This window comes from Mesorhizobium sp. M1078, from assembly GCF_040318615.1.
Classification (GTDB): domain Bacteria; phylum Pseudomonadota; class Alphaproteobacteria; order Rhizobiales; family Rhizobiaceae; genus Mesorhizobium.
In genome coordinates, this window is the sequence record NZ_JAMYMP010000020.1 from 33360 (window position 1) to 52962 (window position 19603).

Below are 19603 nucleotides of genomic sequence, written 5' to 3' on the forward strand. Positions count from 1 at the left end.
GAAGATTGGCGAAACCGGGAGGAACAGCCAATCTCCCCGCTTGAGGGGGAGATGTCCGGCAGGACAGAGGGGGGTGCTTGGCGCAAACCTCAATCATGCCGGCTCGTCCATCAAATGCAAATGCTCGCGGTTGAACGTCAGCACCACCGCTTCGCCTTCCGCCGGCAGCTTTGTCCCGGCCGGCACGATGGCGTGCAGCCTCAAGCCGTCGGCGTCGAGCGCCAGCCTGGTCGTGGCGCCGAGATAGTTGGTTCCGACCAGGCGCGCGGCAACCCCTTCGCCTTTCGCAATGCTGCCGATGCGGATCGATTCGGGGCGCAAGCTGCCCCAGCGGTCCTGGCCGGAATAACGCTGGACGAAATCCGGCGGCAACACATTGGAGGAGCCGACGAAATCGGCGACGAAGCGTGTCCTGGGCCGCTGGTAGATGTCTTCCGGCGTGCCGATCTGCATGATCTTGCCGTCATTGAAGACGGCAACGCGGTCGGCCATCGACAGCGCTTCGCCCTGATCATGGGTGACGAAGACGAAGGTGATGCCGAGCGCCTTCTGCAGCGACTTCAGCTCTTCCTGCATGTTCTCGCGCAGCTTGAGGTCGAGCGCGCCGAGCGGCTCGTCGAGCAAAAGCACCTTGGGCTGGTTGACCAGCGCACGGGCCAGCGCGACGCGCTGGCGTTGGCCGCCGGAGAGCTGGCCGGGACGGCGGGCGCCATAGCCGGGAAGCCGCACCAGTGACAATGCCTCTTCCGCCGCCTTCTGCCGCTGCGGCTTGGCGATGCCCTTGACCATCAGCCCGTAGGCGACATTGTCCAGCACGTTCAAATGCGGGAACAGCGCGTAGTCCTGGAACACCGTGTTGACGTTGCGGCGATAGGGCGGCACGCCCTCGGCGCGGTCGCCGAAGATCGAGATCGAGCCCGATGTCGGCTGCTCGAAGCCGGCGATGAGGCGCAGGCAGGTAGTCTTGCCGGACCCCGACGGACCAAGCATGGCGAAGAACTCGCCCGGCACGATGTCGAGATCGACCGCATCGACGGCGCGCACGCTGCCGAAATGGCGAGAGACTTTCTGGAAGGAAACGGCCGAGGTCATGGGCTGTCCTGATCTGTTGCCGGTTTGTGGTTCGTCGAAATAGCTCTTGCCGCCACCAATCAGGCCAGCGGGCACGGCACTTCACCTCCCCCTCGATGGGGAGGTCGCGGCGAAGCCGCGGGTGGGGGTGACTAGCACCGGACGTCAGCGCTGCCCCCACCCCGACGCTGCGCGTCGACCCTCCCCACAAGGGGGTGGGTTAAAGGGAGCTCAACGCCCGCCGATGACGCCGATATAGTCGGACACCCAGCGGTAGTAAGGCACGCACTGGTCGTTCTGGGTTGCGCACTTGGAGACCGGGGTCTTCCAGAACTTGATCTTGTCGAAGTTCTCGTAGCCGTTGGTCTTGCAGCCTTCCTCGCCGAGCAGCTCGTTGCCCTTGCAGGCAGCGGGCACCACGGGGAGCGAGCCGAACCAGGCCGAGACATCGCCCTGGACCTTGGGCGACAGCGAATGCTCAAGCCACATATAGGCGCAGTTGGGATGCGCGGCGTCGGCCTCCATCATGGTGGTGTCGGCCCAGCCGGTGACGCCTTCTTCCGGCACGGTCGAGGCGACCGGCTTCTTGGCGGCAACCAGCGTGTTGACCTGGTAAGGCCACGAACCGGAAGCGACGACGCCTTCGTTCTGGAAATCGTCGACCTGGATGGCGGCGTCATGCCAGTAGCGGCCGACCAGCGTCCGCTGAACACGCAGCAGCTCGAGCGCTGCCTTGTACTGGTCTTCGTTCAATTCGTACGGGTCCTTAATGCCGAGTTCCGGCTTGTGGAACATCAAATAGTTGGCGGCGTCGGCGATGTGGATCGGGCCGTCATAGGCCTGGACGCGGCCCTTGTTGGACTTGCCGTCCGGCAGGTTCATTTCCTCGAAGACGACGTTCCAGCTCTTGGGCGCTTCCTTGAAGACATCGGTGTTGTACATCAGGATGTTCGGGCCCCACTGATAGGGAACGCCGTAATGCACCTTGTCGACGGTGAACCAGGGCGCATCCTTCAGACGGTCGTCTACCGCCTTCCAGCTCGGGATGAGATCGGTGTTGATCGGCTGCACGCGCTTGCCGGCAACGAGGCGCAGCGATGCGTCACCCGAAGCGGTGACTAGATCGAACCCACCCTCATTCATCAGCGAGACCATCTCGTCGGAGGTGTTCGCGGTCTTGACGTTGACCTTGCAGCCGCTCTCCTTCTCGAAGGAGGTCACCCAGTCATAGCCCTTGTCGGTTTCGCCGCGCTCGATGTACCCCGGCCAGGCAACGATGCTGACCTCCCCTTCGCCCTTGCCAAGTTCCTTGACCTGGGCGACGGCCTGACCGGAAAAGGTCAGCGCGACCGTCAAGGCGGTGCACGTCTTCAGGAATGAATTCATCGTCAATCTCCCATTTTGGCGCCTGACTGCGAAGCGAGTCGCCGCCGCGGTCAGCCGCAGGCTGAAAAGCGTCAGTTCATCCGATGGCACGTTGCCGCTCTGATGGCGGCTTTCGTCCCTGACATGAAAAGTGCTCGGAAAATTCCGGTTTCGCAAATTCATTTATCAGAAACGCGATATCGGTTTTTCCGATAGATAACCACGCACCCTATCAACGCTGCTGGCGTACCATACGCTGCGACTGGGCAAGGCCGATGAAGTCGCGCGACGCCTGCGGCAGACCGGAGCCGCGGCGCCAGACCATGCCGACCTGGACGACCGGCAGGGAACCCGAAATGTCGCGCGATTCGATGCGGTCGCCTTCCAGCGACCACGGCCGGTAGACTAGGTCGGGCAGCAACGCCACGCCCGCACCTGTGGCGACGAGGCTGCGAACGGCTTCGACCGAGCGGGTGCGAAAGGCGACATGCGGCCTGGCGCCGATCGCCGCCAGAAGCTTGCCGGTGTTCTCCTCGATCTCGTCGACGGTCAGCATGATCAGCGGCTCGCCGGCAATGTCGCCTATGCCGATAATGTCGGCGCTGGCCAGCTTGTGGCCGAGCGGGACCCACAGCCGGTAGGCCGAGACCTCGAGGATTTCCGACTGCAGAGCGGTGCGGTCGCGCAAATTGGAGGTGACCATGACGGCAATGTCGAGCTTGCCGCCGATCAGCAGATGTTCGAGATAGTCGCCATTGTCCTCGATGGCCGAGACATCGACGCCGGGATAGGCGCGGCGGTAGCGCGCCAGCAGATCGGACAGCACATAGCCCGCGACCAGCGAGGTGACGCCGAGCTGCAGCCGCCCGCCGGCCACCACCTGGTCGTCGGAAAAAGCGCGGCGCGCGTCGGAGACGTCGGCCAGGATCTTGGTCGCATGGCGCAGGAACTGGTGGCCTTTGTGGGTAATGTTGAGGCCACGCGGATGGCGCTCGAACAATTCGACGCCGAGATCGCTCTCCAGCTCCTTGATCGCCTCGGTGACCGAGGATTGCGAGATGGAGAGGTTTTGTGCGGCGCCCGACACCGTGCCTTGCTCGGCGACGGCAATGAAGAACTGCAGCTGGCGGATGGTGAAAGCCATGGCCGGACTAAACACCGGCGCGCCGGGGAAGGAAAGCCGAAGGCGGAGCTTATACCCATACGGCTTGAGGCGCCTCCTGGTCAGCCGAACCCGAGGCGCCGCCGGCAGGCAGGACCGTAGCGAAGCGCGAGCATGAACGCCGTCTCCAGCGCCAGGACGATGACGATGATGCGAAAGCCGATGGCATAGGAATCCCGGCCGCTGCCGCGCATAAGGTAGCCGGTGACGAGGAAGCCGGTGTTCCATAGCGTGGCGCCGAGCAGCGTCGCCGCCGCGAAGGGCAAGAGTGGAAGACGGAGCGCGCCGGCCGCGATCGGCAGATAGTTGCGAACCGTCGGGATGAACTGCGCCAGCAAGGAGACCCGGACATGATGGCGGCGGTAGGCCTGACCAAGCTTGCTGTAGGTCGCATAGCGCAAGCAGACATATTTGCCGAAACGCTCGACCAGCCTGTCGGCACGATCCAATCCAATCCTACGGCCCACACTATACCAGACAAGGCAGCCTGTGATGGCGGACAGCGTCGTCACCAGAAGCAGGATCGCCAGCGCCAGGAGATCGGAGGCTGCCGTCATGCCGAGGAACAGCAGCAGCACATGCGAGGGCGGCAGCGGCAGGATCTTTTCAGTGAAGGCGAGACAGCCGACACCAAGCAGGCCGAAGCCCAGGATCGCCGACAGTGGATCAGTCATGCGAAGCGCCAGTCATAGGTTTTGAGGTTCTTGATCCTGGACACCTTATGCACCGTCATACACCGTCGCCGGCGGAAAGTTGCGGAATGTCCGGCCAAGCCGGGTCCGCTTCCAGGTCGGAGCGCGCAAGCGTCCAGGAAAGACAAGGCGTCGTTTGCAGCATGGTGGCCTCATTGCTGATGCGGGCGATTCGCCCGGCCCGCATTTCGACGAGGCGCTGTTTGCGGCTGCCAAGTTGCATGGACATTGCGAAGAGCGGGATGATTGAAAAACAATTTTTCACCAGAACGACATCTTATGCGGCCGGCGACGCGGCGCGCATGATGCACAACATCGCCTTCGTGGTATCGGGTGGCGGCATGGGCCGGGATCGCGGCGCGCCAGTCGCTGGTGTTTGGCTAGGCCGCAGCGATGCTGAGGCGCGCTCCAGCCTCGGCAAGTGCCGAGGCAATGTCGCGCGGCGGCGGCTGGTCGGTGGCGAGTTCGGAAAAACCGTCGAAGCCGCAGACCTGGACCAGACCCTGGCGACCGAACTTGGTGTGGTCGGTGATGACCAGCGAGCGCTGGCCGCGCGACAGCACCATGCGGGCGAACTCCGCCTCTTCCAGATCGTAGTCGGCAAGGCCTGCGGCGGCATCGACGGCGCCGATCGAAATCACCGCATGGCTGACCGAGAAGCGGCTGACGAAATCGATCGCCGAGGCGCCGAAGGCGGCCCCGGAATCGCTGCGCAATTCGCCCCCGGCCATATAGACCTTGTTGCCGTTGACGGTGGCCAGCGTGCGGGCTATATCGGACGAGTTGGTGACGACCGTCAGCCGCCGGTGGCCGAGCAGTTCGCGGGCCAGGAACGAGGTCGTGGTGCCGGTGTCCAGCATGACCGATTCACCGTCGCGAATGGTGGCAGCGACCATGCGGGCGATCAGCCGCTTGGCCTCGGCATTGTCGCGCATGCGCCGCTCGAAGGGCGCTTCGCCGGCCATCGACGGCAGGCCGATGGCGCCATGCATCTTGAGCACCGAGCCATTGCCGGTCAGTGGCTTGACATCCCGGCGCACCGTTTCAAGCGAAACCCCCAGCCGGTCGGCGAGGCTGGCAATGGTGACGGTGCCCTCTTCCTTGAGGAGGCGGAGGATTTCGCCATGCCGTTTCGAATGGATCATCTGGCTTCCTCAATTTGCGGCCTGCCCGGTTTTAGGGCAATGCCGCCGTTTTTAAAGGAATTGCTCGTGGTTTCGGGCAAAACACCCAAAAAAAGTCACAACATTTCATTGACAGTTAGGTAGCACTGGCGTGACATTGACGGCGTGACAGCTTCGGAACTGCCACGGGAGGGTGATGGCAGAGCCGCAATTCACGGACCGGACCGTCTGGCCAGACCGTCTGGGTTTGAACTGGCACAAAAGTTTCTCAAATCCGCGGGGGCGGAGACCGGGTATCAAAACCTGGCCAGAGGGGCTCGTCGGTGCGGCGCGGGATAGGAGTTCCTGCGTCCCGCACCGACGAGATTTTTTGCGTTTCCCAACGCTCGTTGCGCGGCGCATGGCGCCCAAGAAAGCTCCGCAAAAGTCAGGGATGGTCCCGTGACTGCTGAAGACCGCATCCGGGCCTTGCCCTGCTGGAACGGCAACATCGACATTGCGCCGCTGCCGGGCGGCCTCAGCAACGCCAATTATCTGGTCAAGGACGCAGCCGGGCGGCATGTCGTGCGCTTCGGCCAGGACTATCCATTTCACCACGTCTTTCGCGACCGCGAGGTGATGACGGCCCGCGCGGCGCACGCCGCAGGCTTCGCGCCGGCGGTCCGCCATTCCGAACCCGGCATTATGGTCACGGAATTCCTCGGCGCGAAAACCTTTGTCGCCGAGGATGTGCGCGCCAATATCGGCCGCGTCGCAGCCCTTATGCGCGGGTTCCATCGCGAGATGCCCAATCACATCTCCGGCGCCGGCTTCATGTTCTGGGTCTTCCATGTCATCCGCGACTATGCGCGAACGCTGAGCGAAGGCGGCAGCCGCAAGCGGGACGAGCTGCCCAGGCTGCTGGCGCTGGCCGACGAACTGGAGCGGGCGCAGAAGCTGCTGCCGATCGTGTTCGGCCACAATGATCTTTTGCCGGCAAATATCCTCGACGATGGCGACAGGTTGTGGCTCATCGATTTCGAATATGCCGGTTTCAACACCGCGATGTTCGATCTTGCCGGCGTTGCCTCCAACGCCGAGATGAGCGACGCGGAGTCCTTCACTTTCCTCACGGCGTATTTCATGCGCGAGCCGGATGAGGCGATCCGCCGCTCGCACGCGGCCATGCAATGCGCCTCGCTGCTGCGCGAGGCGATGTGGAGCATGGTTTCCGAACTTTACCTCGACGCGCCCGGCATCGACTACGTCGCCTACACCGCGGAGAACCTGACGCGGCTCGACGGGGCGCTGGACAATTACCGCACGAAGTACGGGACACAGTCATGACATTGCCTACACATGCCGGCATCGTCGTCATCGGCGGCGGCATTATCGGCTGTTCGACGGCCTATCACCTGGCACGCGACCACAAGGCCGATGTCGTGCTGCTGGAACAGGGGAAGCTGACCTCGGGTTCGACCTGGCACGCGGCCGGGCTGGTCGGCCAGCTGCGCTCGTCCGCCTCGATCACCCGCGTGCTCAAATATTCGGTCGAGCTCTACAAGGGGCTGGAAGCCGAAACCGGGCTCGCTACCGGCTGGAAGATGACCGGGTGCCTCAGGCTTGCGACCAATGCCGACCGCTGGACCGAATATAAACGGCTGGCGACGACGGCCAGGAGCTTCGGCATGGACATGCAGTTGCTGTCGCCGGGGGAGGTCAAAAAGATGTGGCCGCTGCTGGAGACCGGCGACCTCGTCGGCGCCTCCTGGCTGCCGACCGATGGGCAGGCCAGCCCCTCCGACATCACGCAGTCGCTGGCCAAGGGCGCGCGCATGCATGGCGCCAAGCTGTTCGAGGACGTCCGCGTTACCGGCTTTGACATGACGGACGGGCACATCACCGCGGTGAAGACCAACAAGGGCGACATTGCTTGCGACAAGGTGGTGAACTGCGCCGGGCAATGGTCACGCCAGGTCGGCGCGATGGCCGGCATTTGCGTGCCGCTGCAACCGGTCAAGCACCAGTACATCATCACCGAGAAGATCGACGGGCTGGCGACCGACGCGCCGACAATCCGCGATCCCGACCGCCGCACCTATTTCAAGGAAGAGGTCGGCGGGCTGGTGATGGGCGGCTATGAGCCGAACCCGCAGGCCTGGGCGACCGGCCTGCCCGGCGGCGATGTCCCCGATGACTGGGAGTTCCGCCTGTTCGACGACGACTACGATCATTTCGAACAGCATATGAGCCAGGCGATCGCGCGCGTGCCGGCGCTGGAGACGGTCGGCGTCAAGCAGATGATCAACGGGCCGGAGAGTTTTACGCCGGACGGCAATTTCATCCTCGGTGTCGCGCCCGAATGCGCCAACATGTTCGTCGGCGCCGGCTTCAACGCCTTCGGCATCGCTTCCGGCGGCGGCGCCGGCTGGGTGCTGGCGCAATGGGTTGTCGATGGTGAAGCGCCGCTCGACCTTTGGGTGGTCGACATCAGGCGCTTTTCCAATTTGCACCGCGACCGGCAATGGGTCAGCGATCGCACGCTGGAAGCCTATGGCAAGCATTACACGATCGGCTTTCCGCATGAGGAGTACGTCTCGGGCCGGCCGCGCATCGTCTCGCCGCTCTACGAGCGGCTGAAAGCGCACCGCGCGGTGTTCGGCTCCAAGCTCGGCTGGGAACGGCCGAACTGGTTCGCGCCGCGGGGCGCCACATCCGAAGACATTTATTCCATGGGCCGGCAGAACTGGTTTGGCCCGGTCGGCGAGGAGCATCGCCATGTGCGCGAGAAAGTCGGCATCTTCGACCAGTCGTCCTTCGCCAAATACGAAATGACGGGTTCGGATGCGGCTAAGGCGCTGGACTGGATCTGCGCCAACGATGTCGCCAAGCCGGTGGGACGGCTGACCTACACGCAGCTTCTCAACACGCGCGGCGGCATCGAGGCCGATTTGACGGTGGCCAGGCTCGCCGAAGACAAATTCTACGTCGTGACCGGCACCGGCTTCCGCACGCATGATCTCTCCTGGATCGGCGACCATGTCGGCAAGGGTCTCGACGTGACGCTGAAAGATGTCACCGAGGATTTCGGCACGCTGTCACTGATGGGGCCGCGGGCCCGCGACGTTCTGGCTGCCGTGACCGATGCCGATGTCTCGAACGCCGCCTTCCCGTTCGGCCATATCGGCGAGATCACGACTGCCGGCCATACGGTTCGGGCGCTGCGCGTCACCTATGTCGGCGAGCTTGGTTGGGAATTGCATGTGCCGATCGCCGCCACCGGCGAGATTTTCGACACGCTGATGGCGGCAGGCAAGCCGCACGGCATCCGGCCGATCGGCTACCGGGCGCTGGAATCACTTCGGCTGGAGAAAGGCTACCGCGCCTGGGGCTCCGACATCACCCCCAACGACACGCCTCAGGAGGCCGGCCTCGGCTGGGCGGTGAAGCTGAGGAAGAACACCGATTTCGTCGGCCGGCGGGCGCTCGAAAAGATCAGCGGCGCCGACCTGAAGAAACGCTTTGCCGGCTTCACGGTCGACGATCCCGATATCGTGCTGGTCGGGCGCGAGACGATTTTGCGCAATGGCGAACCGGTCGGCTATCTCACCAGCGGCGGTTATGGCTACACGCTGGCTAAGAACATCGGCTATGGCTATGTCCGCAACGCCGATGGCGTCAGCGACGATTTTCTCAGCTCAGGGGACTATGAGCTGGTGGTCGCGATGGAACGGACGCCGGCCAACATTCATCTCGAACCGATGTACGATTCTTCGATGAGCAGGATCAAGGCGTAGACGAAACCTGGATTAGCTCACACGGAGTACAAGGCCGCGGCTGGGCACGGTGTCAGCCTCGCCCGGCATCGAAACATAAGGCGCAGTCTCCTCGGCACGAACGACCCTGACCTCAGCCTCGAGCGCAGCGATGCGATCGGCAAAGCCGGCGTTCCACAGCGTGTTCTTGATGGTCAGCACGATGACGCCACCGGGACGGCAGACGCGGATCAGTTCGTCCAGCCCCTCGGCGCCGACATGGCCGGAGGTGAAAACGCCGGCCGAGACGATGCCGGCATAGGCATTGTCGGCAAAGGGCAGTGGCCCGCCGAGCGCCAGGCAATGCAGCGCCGAATAGACGCCCTTTGCCGCCGCTTTAGACAGCATGCCTTGCGAAATATCGAGCGCTTCGACCTGTGGATAGCCGGTGATGGCCAGCCACTCGCCGATCAGCCCGGTGCCGGCGCCGGCGTCGAGAAGCGGTGCGGCGCCGCGCGGCAGATGCCGTGCGAGCAGGGCCAGGCAGATCGTCGGATGGCGGTAGCCGGCGGCCGACATGTCGGCATCGTAGGTTTCCGACCAACTGTCATAGATCGCGGCGACGTCCTCGGGCCGTTGCGCCGCATAGGCGGCGCCAAGCCCGCCATGATCCTTGTTGCCCGCCATGGCTGTTTCTCCGCCAGCTCGCTGCTCACCCTCGATCGGATGATAGCCAAACGGCGAAAACTGTGGAACCGTTGTCGCAAGAAATAACACGCCAGGGGCAACAGGCATGGGGACCGACGAGGCACGCGCAACACTTGCGGCAATTCCGGCATTAGCGGGCTACGACGGACCGCTGGAGCGGCTGGGCGGGATGACCAATCTCGTCTTTCGGGCCGGCGATATCTGCCTGCGTATCCCCGGCAAAGGCACCGAGGAGTATATCAACCGCGCTAATGAGGCGGTGGCGGCGCGTGAGGCGGCCAAAGCGGGCGTCAGTCCCGAGGTGCTGCATGTCGACCCCGCGACAGGCGTGCTGGCGAGCCGCTTCGTTGCCGGCGCCGTGACGATGTCGCCGGAAAAGTTCAAGCTGCGCGCCGGCAGCCCGGCCCGCGCCGGCGAAGCCTTCCGCAGGCTGCACGCGTCCGGTGCGGTGTTTCCGTTCCGCTTCGAGCTGTTTGCGATGATCGACGACTATCTCAAGGTCTTATCGACCAAGGACGTCGCCTTGCCGCCGGGCTACCACGACGTGGTGCGCGAATCCGACACCGTGCGTGCCGCCCTTGCCGCGCATAGACTGCCGCTTGCGGCCTGCCATTGCGATCCGCTGTGCGAGAATTTTCTCGATACGGGCGAGCGGATGTGGATCGTCGACTGGGAATATTCGGGGATGAACGATCCGCTCTGGGACCTCGGCGACCTCTCGGTCGAAGGCCGGTTCCACACCGCGCAAGAGGAAGAGATGATGCGCGCCTATTTCGGCGGCGAGGCGAAACCGGCCGAGCGCGGCCGCGTCGTTATCTACAAGGCGATGTGCGACCTGTTGTGGACGCTGTGGGGGCTGATCCAGCTTGCCAACAACAACCCGGTCGAGGACTTCCGCGCCTATGCCGACGGCCGCTTCGCCCGTTGCAAGGCGCTGATGGAAACGCCTGAGTTTTTACGGCATCTGGCGGCGGTGCGCCAAGGTTAGGTCAATTCACGCCTTTCGGCACGTTCTCCGGCGGCACGACTGTTTCGACCACCTTCTGGCGGTGGAAGATGAACAGGCCGGCGAGCACGACGATGGCCGAGCCGATCAGGATGCGCGGTCCCGGCAGGTCGCCGAAGAAGGCCAGGCCGAAGATCACCGCCCATAGAAGCAGGCTGTAGTGCAGCGGCGCCAGCGTCGAGGCAGGGGCCAGTTTCAGCGCCCTGGTAATCATCAGATGCGCGCTGCAGGAGACGATGCCGAGCAGGAGCATGGCGCCGAAATCGAGTGCCGAGGGCGTCTGCCAGGCGCCTATGGTCATCACGCCGCCGACGAGCAGCGTGCCGATAGTCTGCCAGGTGACCAGCGTTGTGTCGCTGGTGCCGCGCAGGCGGCGGCTGAGGATGATGGCGAAGGCGAAGGCAATGCTGCCGACCAGTGCGAACAGCGAGGACTGCGAGAACGCCGCCGAAGACGGCTTCAAGATGATCAGCACGCCGCAGAAGCCGACCATGATGGCGGCCCAGCGGCGCCAGCCGACCTTTTCGCCGAGCAGGAAATGCGACAGCGCCGCTACATAGATCGGCCCGGCCATGTAGAAGCTCATCACGTCGGCAAGCGGAAGATAGACGACGGCGGCATAGAACAGCGCCGTGTCCGCCGTGGTCGCCAGCACGCGCAGAATCTGGAGGACCGGCCGCTCCATCCGGAACAGTCTGCGGGCGCCCTGGTTGGCGATCATCGGGCCGAGCACGATGAAGGCGCCGATGGATCGGATCAGCACCACCTGGCCGACAGAGAAGCTGGCGACCAGCCATTTGCCCATCGCGTCGTTCAGCGCGAACATGAAGTCGCCGGCCAGCATCAAGAGGATGCCGGCCAGAAGCGCGTTCCTGATAGTGAAGGTGCGGACGAGCGACTGGGCCATGCGGCTCCCTAGCTGCAAGCGGTCGCTTTGACGAGGCAAATCGGTAAGACCAGCGGCGGAAATCGGCTGTTTCTACGCAGTTTTGTGCCGCCGGTTCACCTGTCCGGGACGGCCGGCGATCGACAGCCGTGTCTCCTGTTTCGTGCGCTCGGCCACCACCTTGCCCCTGGCGACGACGCACAGCCGTTCGGCACGCAGCCTCAAGGCCTCGATCGGGTTGCCTGCATCGAGGATGACGAAGCTGGCGCGCTTGCCCACGGCAAGGCCGAGATGATCGAGGCCCATGATGGCGGCGTTGACATTGGTGACCATGTCGAAGCAGCGTGCCATGTCGGCAGGGCTCGACATCTGAGCGACGTGAAGCCCCATGAAGGCGACGTCGAGCATGTCGGCGGTGCCCAGCGAATACCAGGGGTCGAGAACGCAATCCTGGCCCCAACCGACGCGGATGCCGAGCGCCAGCATCTCCTTCACCCGGGTCATTCCGCGGCGTTTGGGAAACGTGTCGTGGCGGCCCTGCAGCATGATGTTGATCAGCGGATTGGGGATCGCCGACACACCGGCCTCGGCAATCAGCGGCAGCAGCTTGGAGACGTAGTAATTGTCCATCGAGTGCATTGAAGTCAGATGCGAGCCGGCTACCTTGCCCTGCAGGCCAAGGCGCTGCGTCTCATAGGCAAGCTGCTCGATGTGGCGCGACAGCGGATCGTCGGTCTCGTCGCAATGCAGGTCGACCATCAGCCCGCGCTTCGCCGCGATTTCGCACAATTCGGTCACCGAGCGCGTGCCGTCGGCCATGGTGCGTTCGAAATGCGGGATGCCGCCGACGATGTCGACGCCCATGTCGAGCGCGCGCAGCGTGTTCTGGCGCGCCGTCGGCGAACGGTAGAAGCCATCCTGCGGGAAAGCGACCAGTTGCAGATCGATATAGGGCGCGACAATCTTCTTGACGTCGAGCAGCGCCTCGACCGCCAGCAGCCGGTCGTCGCAGACATCGACATGGGTACGGATGGCGAGCAGGCCCATCGAGACCGCCCAGTCGCAATAGGCGAGCGCCCGCTCGCGCACCGCGTCATGGGTCAAGAGCGGCTTCAGTTCGCCCCACAGCGAAATGCCTTCCAGCAGCGTGCCCGAAGCGTTGATGCGTGGAATGCCGTAGGACAGCGTGGCGTCCATATGGAAATGCGGATCGACGAAGGGCGGCGAGATCAGATTGCCACGGGCGTCGATCGCCGTGCCGGCGCTGACATGCAGTTCGGACTCGATGGCGACGATCGTCTCGCCGATGATGCCTAGGTCGGCGACGGTGCCGTCGGGCAGCGTTCCGCCGCGCACAACAAGATCGAAATCCATCTGTCGTCATCTCCCTGCAGATCAGTCGCCGCAATCGTGGCGCAAAAGACACCGTGCCGCAGCCGATTGTCTCCGCGACAGCGAAAGGTTCCATCCGGTCACAACTCGCTCTATAAGCCGCCTTTCGCCCCGGTGGCGAATCCGAAATTCGTCAGTCAGGCATGGGATCGGCCATTTGTTTCGCTTCTTCCGTTCGACGGAAAACCAGCGCCTTATCGCAAGGCTTTTGCGGGAATCCTTTCACGCACATAGATTTGGCTACGCTGCGGCCATTCTGTCGATGCTGGTGGTGGCGGCAACGACAGCAGCCAGCGCCTATATGCTGCGCGAAATCACCAATGAATTCGTGGTTTACAAGAGGATTGGGCAGGTCAATCTGATCGCGGCGGCGACCGGAGCGATTTTCATTCTCAAGGGCTTCGCAAACTTCATCCAGGCCTACTTCATGAGCAGGGTCGGCAATGCCATCATCGCCGACCGGCAGCGCAAGATCTATGACAGCATTCTCGCGCAAGGCATCGAATTCTATCATTCGACCTCTTCGTCCGAACTGATTTCGCGCATGACGAACAATGCCCAGGCCGCGCGCAGCGTGCTCGACCAAATCGTCACGTCCTATGTTCGCGATCTGGTGACGCTGGCTGCGCTGGTGGGTGTGATGGTCTGGCAGCAGCCGGCGCTGTCCCTCATCTGTCTGGTGATCGGGCCGATCGCCATTTACGGCGTCAATCGTATCCTGAAGCGCGTCCGAAAAATTGCCTCGCAAGAATTCCGTTCGCTCGGCCAGATCGTGCAGGTGATGCAAGAAACTGCGATCGGCGTGCGCGTCGTCAAATCCTTCGGCCTCGAAGGCGCCATGCGCAAGCGCATGTACAAGGCCGTGTCGGACGTGGAGAGCCGCGCCAACAACATCGCCACGCTGGAGGCCGCCACCAGCCCGGTGATGGAAACGCTTGCGGGGCTGGCCATCGCTGGCGCCGTTTTTGTCAGCGGCTTCCTGGTTCTGGGCGGCGGCGGTCAGATGCCGGGCAACATCATGGCCTTCATCGCGGCGCTGCTGTTGGCCTATGAGCCGGCCAAGCGCCTGGCCCGCGTACGCATCTCGCTTGAAACCGGCATTGTCGGCGTGCGCATGATGTTCCAGCTCGCCGACCGGCCGCTGACGCTGGCCGAAAAGCCGGATGCAAAGCCGCTGCGGGCCGGGCCGGGCGAGATCCATTTCGACAATGTCAGCTTCGCCTACCCCGAAAGCGCGCCGGTGTTCGAGGGACTGGACCTGACGCTTGCCGCCGGCAAGATGACGGCGCTGGTCGGACCCTCGGGCAGCGGCAAGTCGACCATCCTCAACCTGATCATGCGCATGTACGACCCGCAGAGCGGCAGGGTGATGTTCGACGGGCAGGACATTTCTTGTGCCACGCTCACCTCGGTCAGGGAAAAGATCGCCTATGTCAGCCAGGACACGTTCCTGTTTGCCGGCACGATCATGCACAACATCAGGCTCGGGCGCGAGGGCGCCACGGACGAGGAAGTGATGGCCGCCGCAAGGGCCGCCAATGCACATGACTTCATCAGCGCCCAGGCGAAAGGCTACGACACGGATGTCGGCGAGAATGGCGCGCTGCTGTCAGGCGGCCAGCGCCAGCGCATCTCGATCGCACGCGCCATGCTACGCAATGCCGAAATCCTGCTTCTGGACGAGGCGACCAGCGCACTCGACGCCGAATCCGAGGCGCTGTTCCGCGACGCGCTGCAGCAGCTGACGGTCGGGCGCACCACCATCGTCATTGCCCACCGCCTGTCGACCGTGCACCAGGCCGACACGATCGTGGTGCTGGAGGCCGGCAAGGTGGTGGAAAGCGGCGCGCATCGCACGCTGCTCAACCAGGGCGGGCTGTATCAGAAGCTTTACGAATATCAGCTGATGCCGTGAGCTTTACCCTCCCCCTTGTGGGGAGGGTCGCTGCGCAGCAGCGGGGTGGGGGTCGGCGCCGCACCCTCACTCCGGCACGTGCCGCACCGCGCCCTTGTCGGCGCTGGTGGCGAAGGCGGCGTAAGCGCGCAGCGCGGTCGTCACCTTGCGCTTGCGCTTTTCCTCGGGCTTCCAGGCCATGGCGCCCTTCGCCTCCATGGCCGCGCGGCGCGCGTCGAGTTCAGCGTCGCTGACAGCAAGCCGGATCGTGCGGTTGGGGATGTCGATCTCGATCGTATCGCCTTCCTGCACCAGTCCGATCGTGCCGCCTTCCGCTGCTTCGGGCGAGGCATGGCCGATCGACAGGCCTGATGTGCCGCCGGAGAAGCGGCCGTCGGTGACCAGCGCGCAGGCCTTGCCGAGGCCTTTCGACTTTAGATAGCTCGTGGGGTAGAGCATTTCCTGCATGCCGGGACCGCCGCGCGGTCCTTCATAGCGGATGACGACGACATCGCCGGCTTTGATTTCGTTGGACAGGATCGCCTTCACGGAAGCGTCCTGGCTTTCGAACACGCGGGCCGGGCCGGTGAACTTCAGGATCGACTCGTCGACGCCGGCCGTCTTCACGATGCAGCCGTCGAGCGCCAGATTGCCTTTCAGCACGGCAAGGCCGCCGTCTTTCGAGAACGGCGTCTCGGCTGAGCGGATGACGCCCTTCTCGCGGTCGAGGTCGAGCTCGTCCCAGCGGCGGTCCTGGCTGAAGGCGACCTGTGTCGGCACGCCACCCGGAGCGGCGAGAAAGAAGTCGCGGACGCTCTGGCTCGAGGTGCGGGAGATGTCCCAATGGTCGAGCGCTTCGCCGAGGCTCGCCGTATGCACCGTGGGCAGGTTGCGGTTGAGCAGCCCGGCATTGTCGAGCTGGCCGAGGATCGCCATGATGCCGCCGGCGCGGTGGACGTCTTCCATATGCACGTCGGACTTGGCCGGTGCGACCTTGCATAGCACCGGAACCCGCCGTGACAGCCGGTCGATGTCTTCCATGGTGAAGTCGACTTCTCCCTCGTGCGCGGCGGCAAGGATGTGCAGCACGGTATTGGTCGAGCCGCCCATGGCGATGTCGAGCATCATGGCGTTCTCGAAGGCGCCCTTCGAGGCGATGCTGCGCGGCAGCGCCGACTCATCATCCTGCTCGTAGTAGCGCTGGGCGAGATCGACGATAAGGTGACCCGCCTCGACGAACAGCCGCTTGCGGTCGGCGTGGGTTGCCAGCGTCGAGCCGTTGCCGGGTAGCGACAGGCCGAGCGCCTCGGTCAGGCAATTCATCGAATTGGCGGTGAACATGCCGGAGCACGAGCCGCAGGTCGGGCAGGCCGAGCGTTCGATGACCTTGACGTCCTCGTCGGAGATCTTGTCGTCGGCGGCGGCAACCATGGCGTCGACCAGGTCGAGCGCTTGTGTCTTGCCGGCGAGCACCACCTTGCCGGCTTCCATCGGCCCCCCGGAGACGAAGACGCTTGGGATATTGAGGCGCAAGGAGGCCATCAGCATGCCGGGCGTGATCTTGTCGCAATTGGAGATGCAGACCATGGCATCGGCGCAATGCGCGTTGACCATATATTCGACCGAGTCCGCGATCAGCTCGCGCGACGGCAGCGAATAGAGCATGCCGTCATGGCCCATGGCGATGCCGTCATCGACGGCGATGGTGTTGAATTCCTTGGCGACGCCGCCGGCCTTCTCGATCTCGCGCGCCACCAGCTGGCCAAGGTCCTTGAGATGGACATGACCCGGCACGAACTGGGTGAAGGAATTGACCACCGCGATGATCGGCTTGCCGAAATCCGAATCCTTCATGCCGGTGGCGCGCCACAGGCCGCGGGCGCCGGCCATGTTGCGGCCGTGGGTGGTGGTGCGGGAGCGATAGGCAGGCATGAATTTTCCTTGGCTGGCTGGCTGCGCCCGGTGCGGAGCGTGGCGGCGCGGAACTTGGATCGCAGGGTTTATAGACCGGCAAGTATGGTCTGGCCACTTTTTTGCAATGCGCCAGAGTCTCGCTGAAAATCAGGGTTTCGAAAAAGATTGCCGGCCAGTGTCGGATCGCTAGCCCGGCATCCGTCCTTGGACGACGGCAAGGGAATGGCACCATTTCTATAAGTCAGCCGCTTCACCTGTAACCGCAACCAAACACCCGAGGAGCATGACATGCAAAAGATCACCACCTGCCTGTGGTTCGATGGCCAGGCCGAAGAGGCGATGAATTTCTACGTTTCCATCTTCAAGAACTCGAAGGTACTGAGCGTGCTGCGTTGGCCCGAAGGCCATACCGATGCCGGCAAGGCGCTGGTAACCACGTTCGAACTCGACGGCGTGCAGTTCCAGGCGCTGAACGGCGGACCGCAATTCAAGTTCAACGAGGCGATGTCACAGTCGATCGACTGCAAGACGCAGGAAGAGGTCGACTATTTCTGGGACAAGCTCATCGAAGGCGGCGGCGAACCGTCGCAATGCAGCTGGCTGAAGGACAAGTTCGGCGTCTCCTGGCAAGTCGTGCCGGAGCAACTGCCGCGCCTGCTTCTGGATCCGGACCGGGCCAAGGCCGGGCGGGTGATGTCGGCGATGATGCAGATGAGCAAGATCGATATTGCCAAGATCGAGGAAGCTGCGAAGGGGTGAGAAGCGGCCGCGTAGCGGACGAAAAGCCAATTGCTTTGCTTTTCGAGCTTCGAACGCCCTGAGCCACGCGAACGGCCGGCGCGCGTTGGAGCCAATTGACCCTTCAAGGTCGGCGCTGCCCCTCATCCGCCCTCGGGCACCTTCTCCGCGTAAGCGGGCAGAAGGAAAAGGGGCGCCTTACGCCGCCTTGTCGCGGACCTGGTAGTCCTTGATGGTGGCGAAGCGGATCGCCCTCCAGCGTTCGGCTTCGTAGTTCAGCGAGAAGGCGTTCTGGGCCAGAAACACCGGGTCGTTGTCGAGATCGCGGGCGATGTCGCCGCGATGCGCCTCAATGAAGCGAAGCGTTTCGGCCTTGTCGTCGGCAGAGATCCAGCGGCAGACCGAGAAGCGCGACATTTCGAATTCGACCGGCAGCGTGTATTCGAAATTCAGCCTTTCCTTCAAGACGTCGAGCTGCAGCGCGCCGACAACGCCGACGATGGCCGGCGAGCCGTCTTCCGGCGAAAACAGCTGCACGACGCCTTCCTCGGCCATCTGGTGCAGCGCTTCCTTGAGTTTTTTCGCCTTCATCGCGTCGCCGAGGCGCACACGGCGCAGGATTTCCGGCGCGAAGTTGGGTACGCCGCGGAACAGTATCTCCTCGCCTTCGGTCAGCGTATCGCCGATACGCAGCGTGCCGTGGTTGGGAATGCCGACGACATCGCCGGCAAACGCTTCGTCGGCGGTGACGCGGGTGCGGGCAAAGAAGAACTGCGGCGCCGACAGGCTCATCGGCTTGCCGGTGCGCACCAGCTTGGCCTTCATGCCGCGCTCGAGCTTGCCCGAACAGACGCGCACGAAGGCGATGCGGTCGCGATGGTTGGGGTCCATATTGGCCTGGATCTTGAACACGAAGGACGTCATCTTCTCCTCCGTCGCCTCGACCTTGCGGGTGTCTGCGTCCTGCGCACGCGGCGGCGGGCCGAAGGCGCCGAGCGCCTCGATCAGGTCGCGCACGCCGTAATTGCGCAGCGCCGAGCCGAAATAGACCGGTGTCAGATGGCCTTCGCGGAAGGCGTCGATGTCGAGCGGGCGGCAAGCTTCGCGCGCGAGCTCCAGCTCCTCGATGAAGGCCTCGCGCTCGTTTTCCGGCAGCAGGCCGGCGACGCGGTTGGAGTCGGGGCCGTTGACCGGCGTGCGGTCTTTCTCGGCATCGCCCCTGCGCACAGCGTTGAGCGCCAGGTGGTAGGTGCCGGCAAAAGTCTTGCCGCGGCCGATCGGCCAGGTGATGGGGGCAGTGTCCAGCGCCAACTTCTGCTCGATCTCGTCGAGAATTTCGAACGGGTCGCGGCTTTCGCGGTCCATCTTGTTGATGAAGGTGATGATCGGGATGTCGCGCAGCCGGCAGACTTCGAACAGTTTCAGCGTGCGCGGCTCGATACCCTTGGCGGCGTCGATGACCATGACGGCGCTATCGACCGCCGACAGGGTGCGGTAGGTGTCGTCGGCAAAATCCTCGTGGCCGGGCGTATCGAGCAGGTTGAAGACATTGTCCTCATATTCGAAGGTCATCACCGAGGTGACGACCGAAATGCCGCGCTCGCGCTCGATCTTCATCCAGTCGGACCGGGTCTGGATGCGATCCTTCTTGGCCTTGACCTCGCCGGCAAGCTGGATGGCGCCGCCGAACAGCAGCAGCTTTTCGGTGAGCGTCGTCTTTCCGGCGTCGGGGTGGGCGATGATCGCGAAAGTGCGGCGGCGCGATACCGCCTGTTCGATGTCTTCAGCCAATTTCTGGAATCCTGTCTGTGGCGCGGGCTTCTAGCAGCGCATTGCTGGCCTGTCGACAGTTTCGGGCCGGCAGGCCGACCACACTTGAGCTTGAATCGTTACGGTGGCATCAGAGGAGCCCATTCT

16 protein-coding genes are annotated in these 19603 nt (G+C 63.6%); 5 read left to right on the forward strand and 11 right to left on the reverse strand.

All coding sequences use genetic code 11. The features are described from left to right. Window positions 1-93 precede the first annotated feature (93 nt). The 6 genes from NKH38_RS22880 to NKH38_RS22905 form a co-directional block, all read right to left on the reverse strand. Window positions 94-1092, reverse strand: a complete 999-nt coding sequence (locus NKH38_RS22880) for an ABC transporter ATP-binding protein (protein WP_023692631.1) — start codon at window positions 1090-1092, stop codon at window positions 94-96. Between the two features lie 210 nt (window positions 1093-1302). Next, on the reverse strand, window positions 1303-2457 hold the full coding sequence (locus tag NKH38_RS22885; protein WP_023692632.1) for an ABC transporter substrate-binding protein: 1155 nt from the start codon (window positions 2455-2457) through the stop codon (window positions 1303-1305). A 211-nt stretch (window positions 2458-2668) separates the two neighbouring features. Next, on the reverse strand, window positions 2669-3580 hold the full coding sequence (locus NKH38_RS22890; RefSeq protein WP_023673412.1) for a LysR family transcriptional regulator: 912 nt from the start codon (window positions 3578-3580) through the stop codon (window positions 2669-2671). A gap of 80 nt (window positions 3581-3660) precedes the next feature. Beyond that, window positions 3661-4272, reverse strand: a complete 612-nt coding sequence (locus NKH38_RS22895; RefSeq protein ID WP_023692634.1) for a DedA family protein — start codon at window positions 4270-4272, stop codon at window positions 3661-3663. A gap of 55 nt (window positions 4273-4327) precedes the next feature. Then, window positions 4328-4513 (reverse strand): hypothetical protein, encoded by a 186-nt coding sequence (locus NKH38_RS22900; RefSeq protein ID WP_352763624.1) that lies wholly within the window; start codon window positions 4511-4513, stop codon window positions 4328-4330. A 157-nt stretch (window positions 4514-4670) separates the two neighbouring features. Then, window positions 4671-5435 (reverse strand): DeoR/GlpR family DNA-binding transcription regulator, encoded by a 765-nt coding sequence (locus NKH38_RS22905; RefSeq protein WP_023685103.1) that lies wholly within the window; start codon window positions 5433-5435, stop codon window positions 4671-4673. A gap of 420 nt (window positions 5436-5855) precedes the next feature. On the opposite strand from NKH38_RS22905, the gene NKH38_RS22910 reads away from it, so the two are divergent. Further along, window positions 5856-6740, forward strand: a complete 885-nt coding sequence (locus NKH38_RS22910; protein ID WP_352763628.1) for a phosphotransferase — start codon at window positions 5856-5858, stop codon at window positions 6738-6740. After that, window positions 6737-9190, forward strand: coding sequence for a GcvT family protein (locus tag NKH38_RS22915; protein ID WP_352763631.1), 2454 nt, complete (start codon window positions 6737-6739; stop codon window positions 9188-9190). The genes NKH38_RS22910 and NKH38_RS22915 overlap by 4 nt, the downstream gene beginning before the upstream one ends. A 12-nt stretch (window positions 9191-9202) precedes the next feature. Here NKH38_RS22915 and NKH38_RS22920 read toward each other — a convergent pair whose 3' ends face one another. After that, on the reverse strand, window positions 9203-9835 hold the full coding sequence (locus NKH38_RS22920; protein ID WP_023692639.1) for a class I SAM-dependent DNA methyltransferase: 633 nt from the start codon (window positions 9833-9835) through the stop codon (window positions 9203-9205). 106 nt (window positions 9836-9941) lie between these two features. Here NKH38_RS22920 and NKH38_RS22925 point away from each other — a divergent pair, with 106 nt between their 5' ends. Beyond that, a complete protein-coding gene (locus tag NKH38_RS22925; RefSeq protein WP_023692640.1) occupies window positions 9942-10844 on the forward strand; it encodes a phosphotransferase family protein in 903 nt (300 codons plus the stop codon). A gap of 1 nt (window position 10845) precedes the next feature. On the opposite strand, the gene NKH38_RS22930 is transcribed toward NKH38_RS22925, so the two are convergent. Together NKH38_RS22930 and NKH38_RS22935 are read right to left on the reverse strand one after the other, a co-directional pair. After that, a complete protein-coding gene (locus NKH38_RS22930) occupies window positions 10846-11769 on the reverse strand; it encodes a DMT family transporter (RefSeq protein WP_023692641.1) in 924 nt (307 codons plus the stop codon). Window positions 11770-11841: 72 nt separating this feature from the next. Next, a complete protein-coding gene (locus NKH38_RS22935) occupies window positions 11842-13122 on the reverse strand; it encodes an amidohydrolase family protein (RefSeq protein WP_023692642.1) in 1281 nt (426 codons plus the stop codon). Window positions 13123-13297: 175 nt separating this feature from the next. Here NKH38_RS22935 and NKH38_RS22940 point away from each other — a divergent pair, with 175 nt between their 5' ends. Further along, on the forward strand, window positions 13298-15055 hold the full coding sequence (locus NKH38_RS22940) for an ABC transporter ATP-binding protein (protein ID WP_023685110.1): 1758 nt from the start codon (window positions 13298-13300) through the stop codon (window positions 15053-15055). A 66-nt stretch (window positions 15056-15121) separates the two neighbouring features. Here the strand turns inward: NKH38_RS22940 and ilvD are convergent, their stop codons facing one another. Then, entirely contained in the window at window positions 15122-16966 is a 1845-nt protein-coding gene (ilvD, locus tag NKH38_RS22945; protein ID WP_352763637.1) for a dihydroxy-acid dehydratase, read from the reverse strand. A gap of 270 nt (window positions 16967-17236) precedes the next feature. Here ilvD and NKH38_RS22950 point away from each other — a divergent pair, with 270 nt between their 5' ends. Continuing rightward, entirely contained in the window at window positions 17237-17707 is a 471-nt protein-coding gene (locus tag NKH38_RS22950) for a VOC family protein (protein WP_023685112.1), read from the forward strand. Window positions 17708-17884: 177 nt separating this feature from the next. Here the strand turns inward: NKH38_RS22950 and NKH38_RS22955 are convergent, their stop codons facing one another. Continuing rightward, entirely contained in the window at window positions 17885-19477 is a 1593-nt protein-coding gene (locus tag NKH38_RS22955) for a peptide chain release factor 3 (RefSeq protein WP_023685113.1), read from the reverse strand. Window positions 19478-19603: the final 126 nt, after the last annotated feature.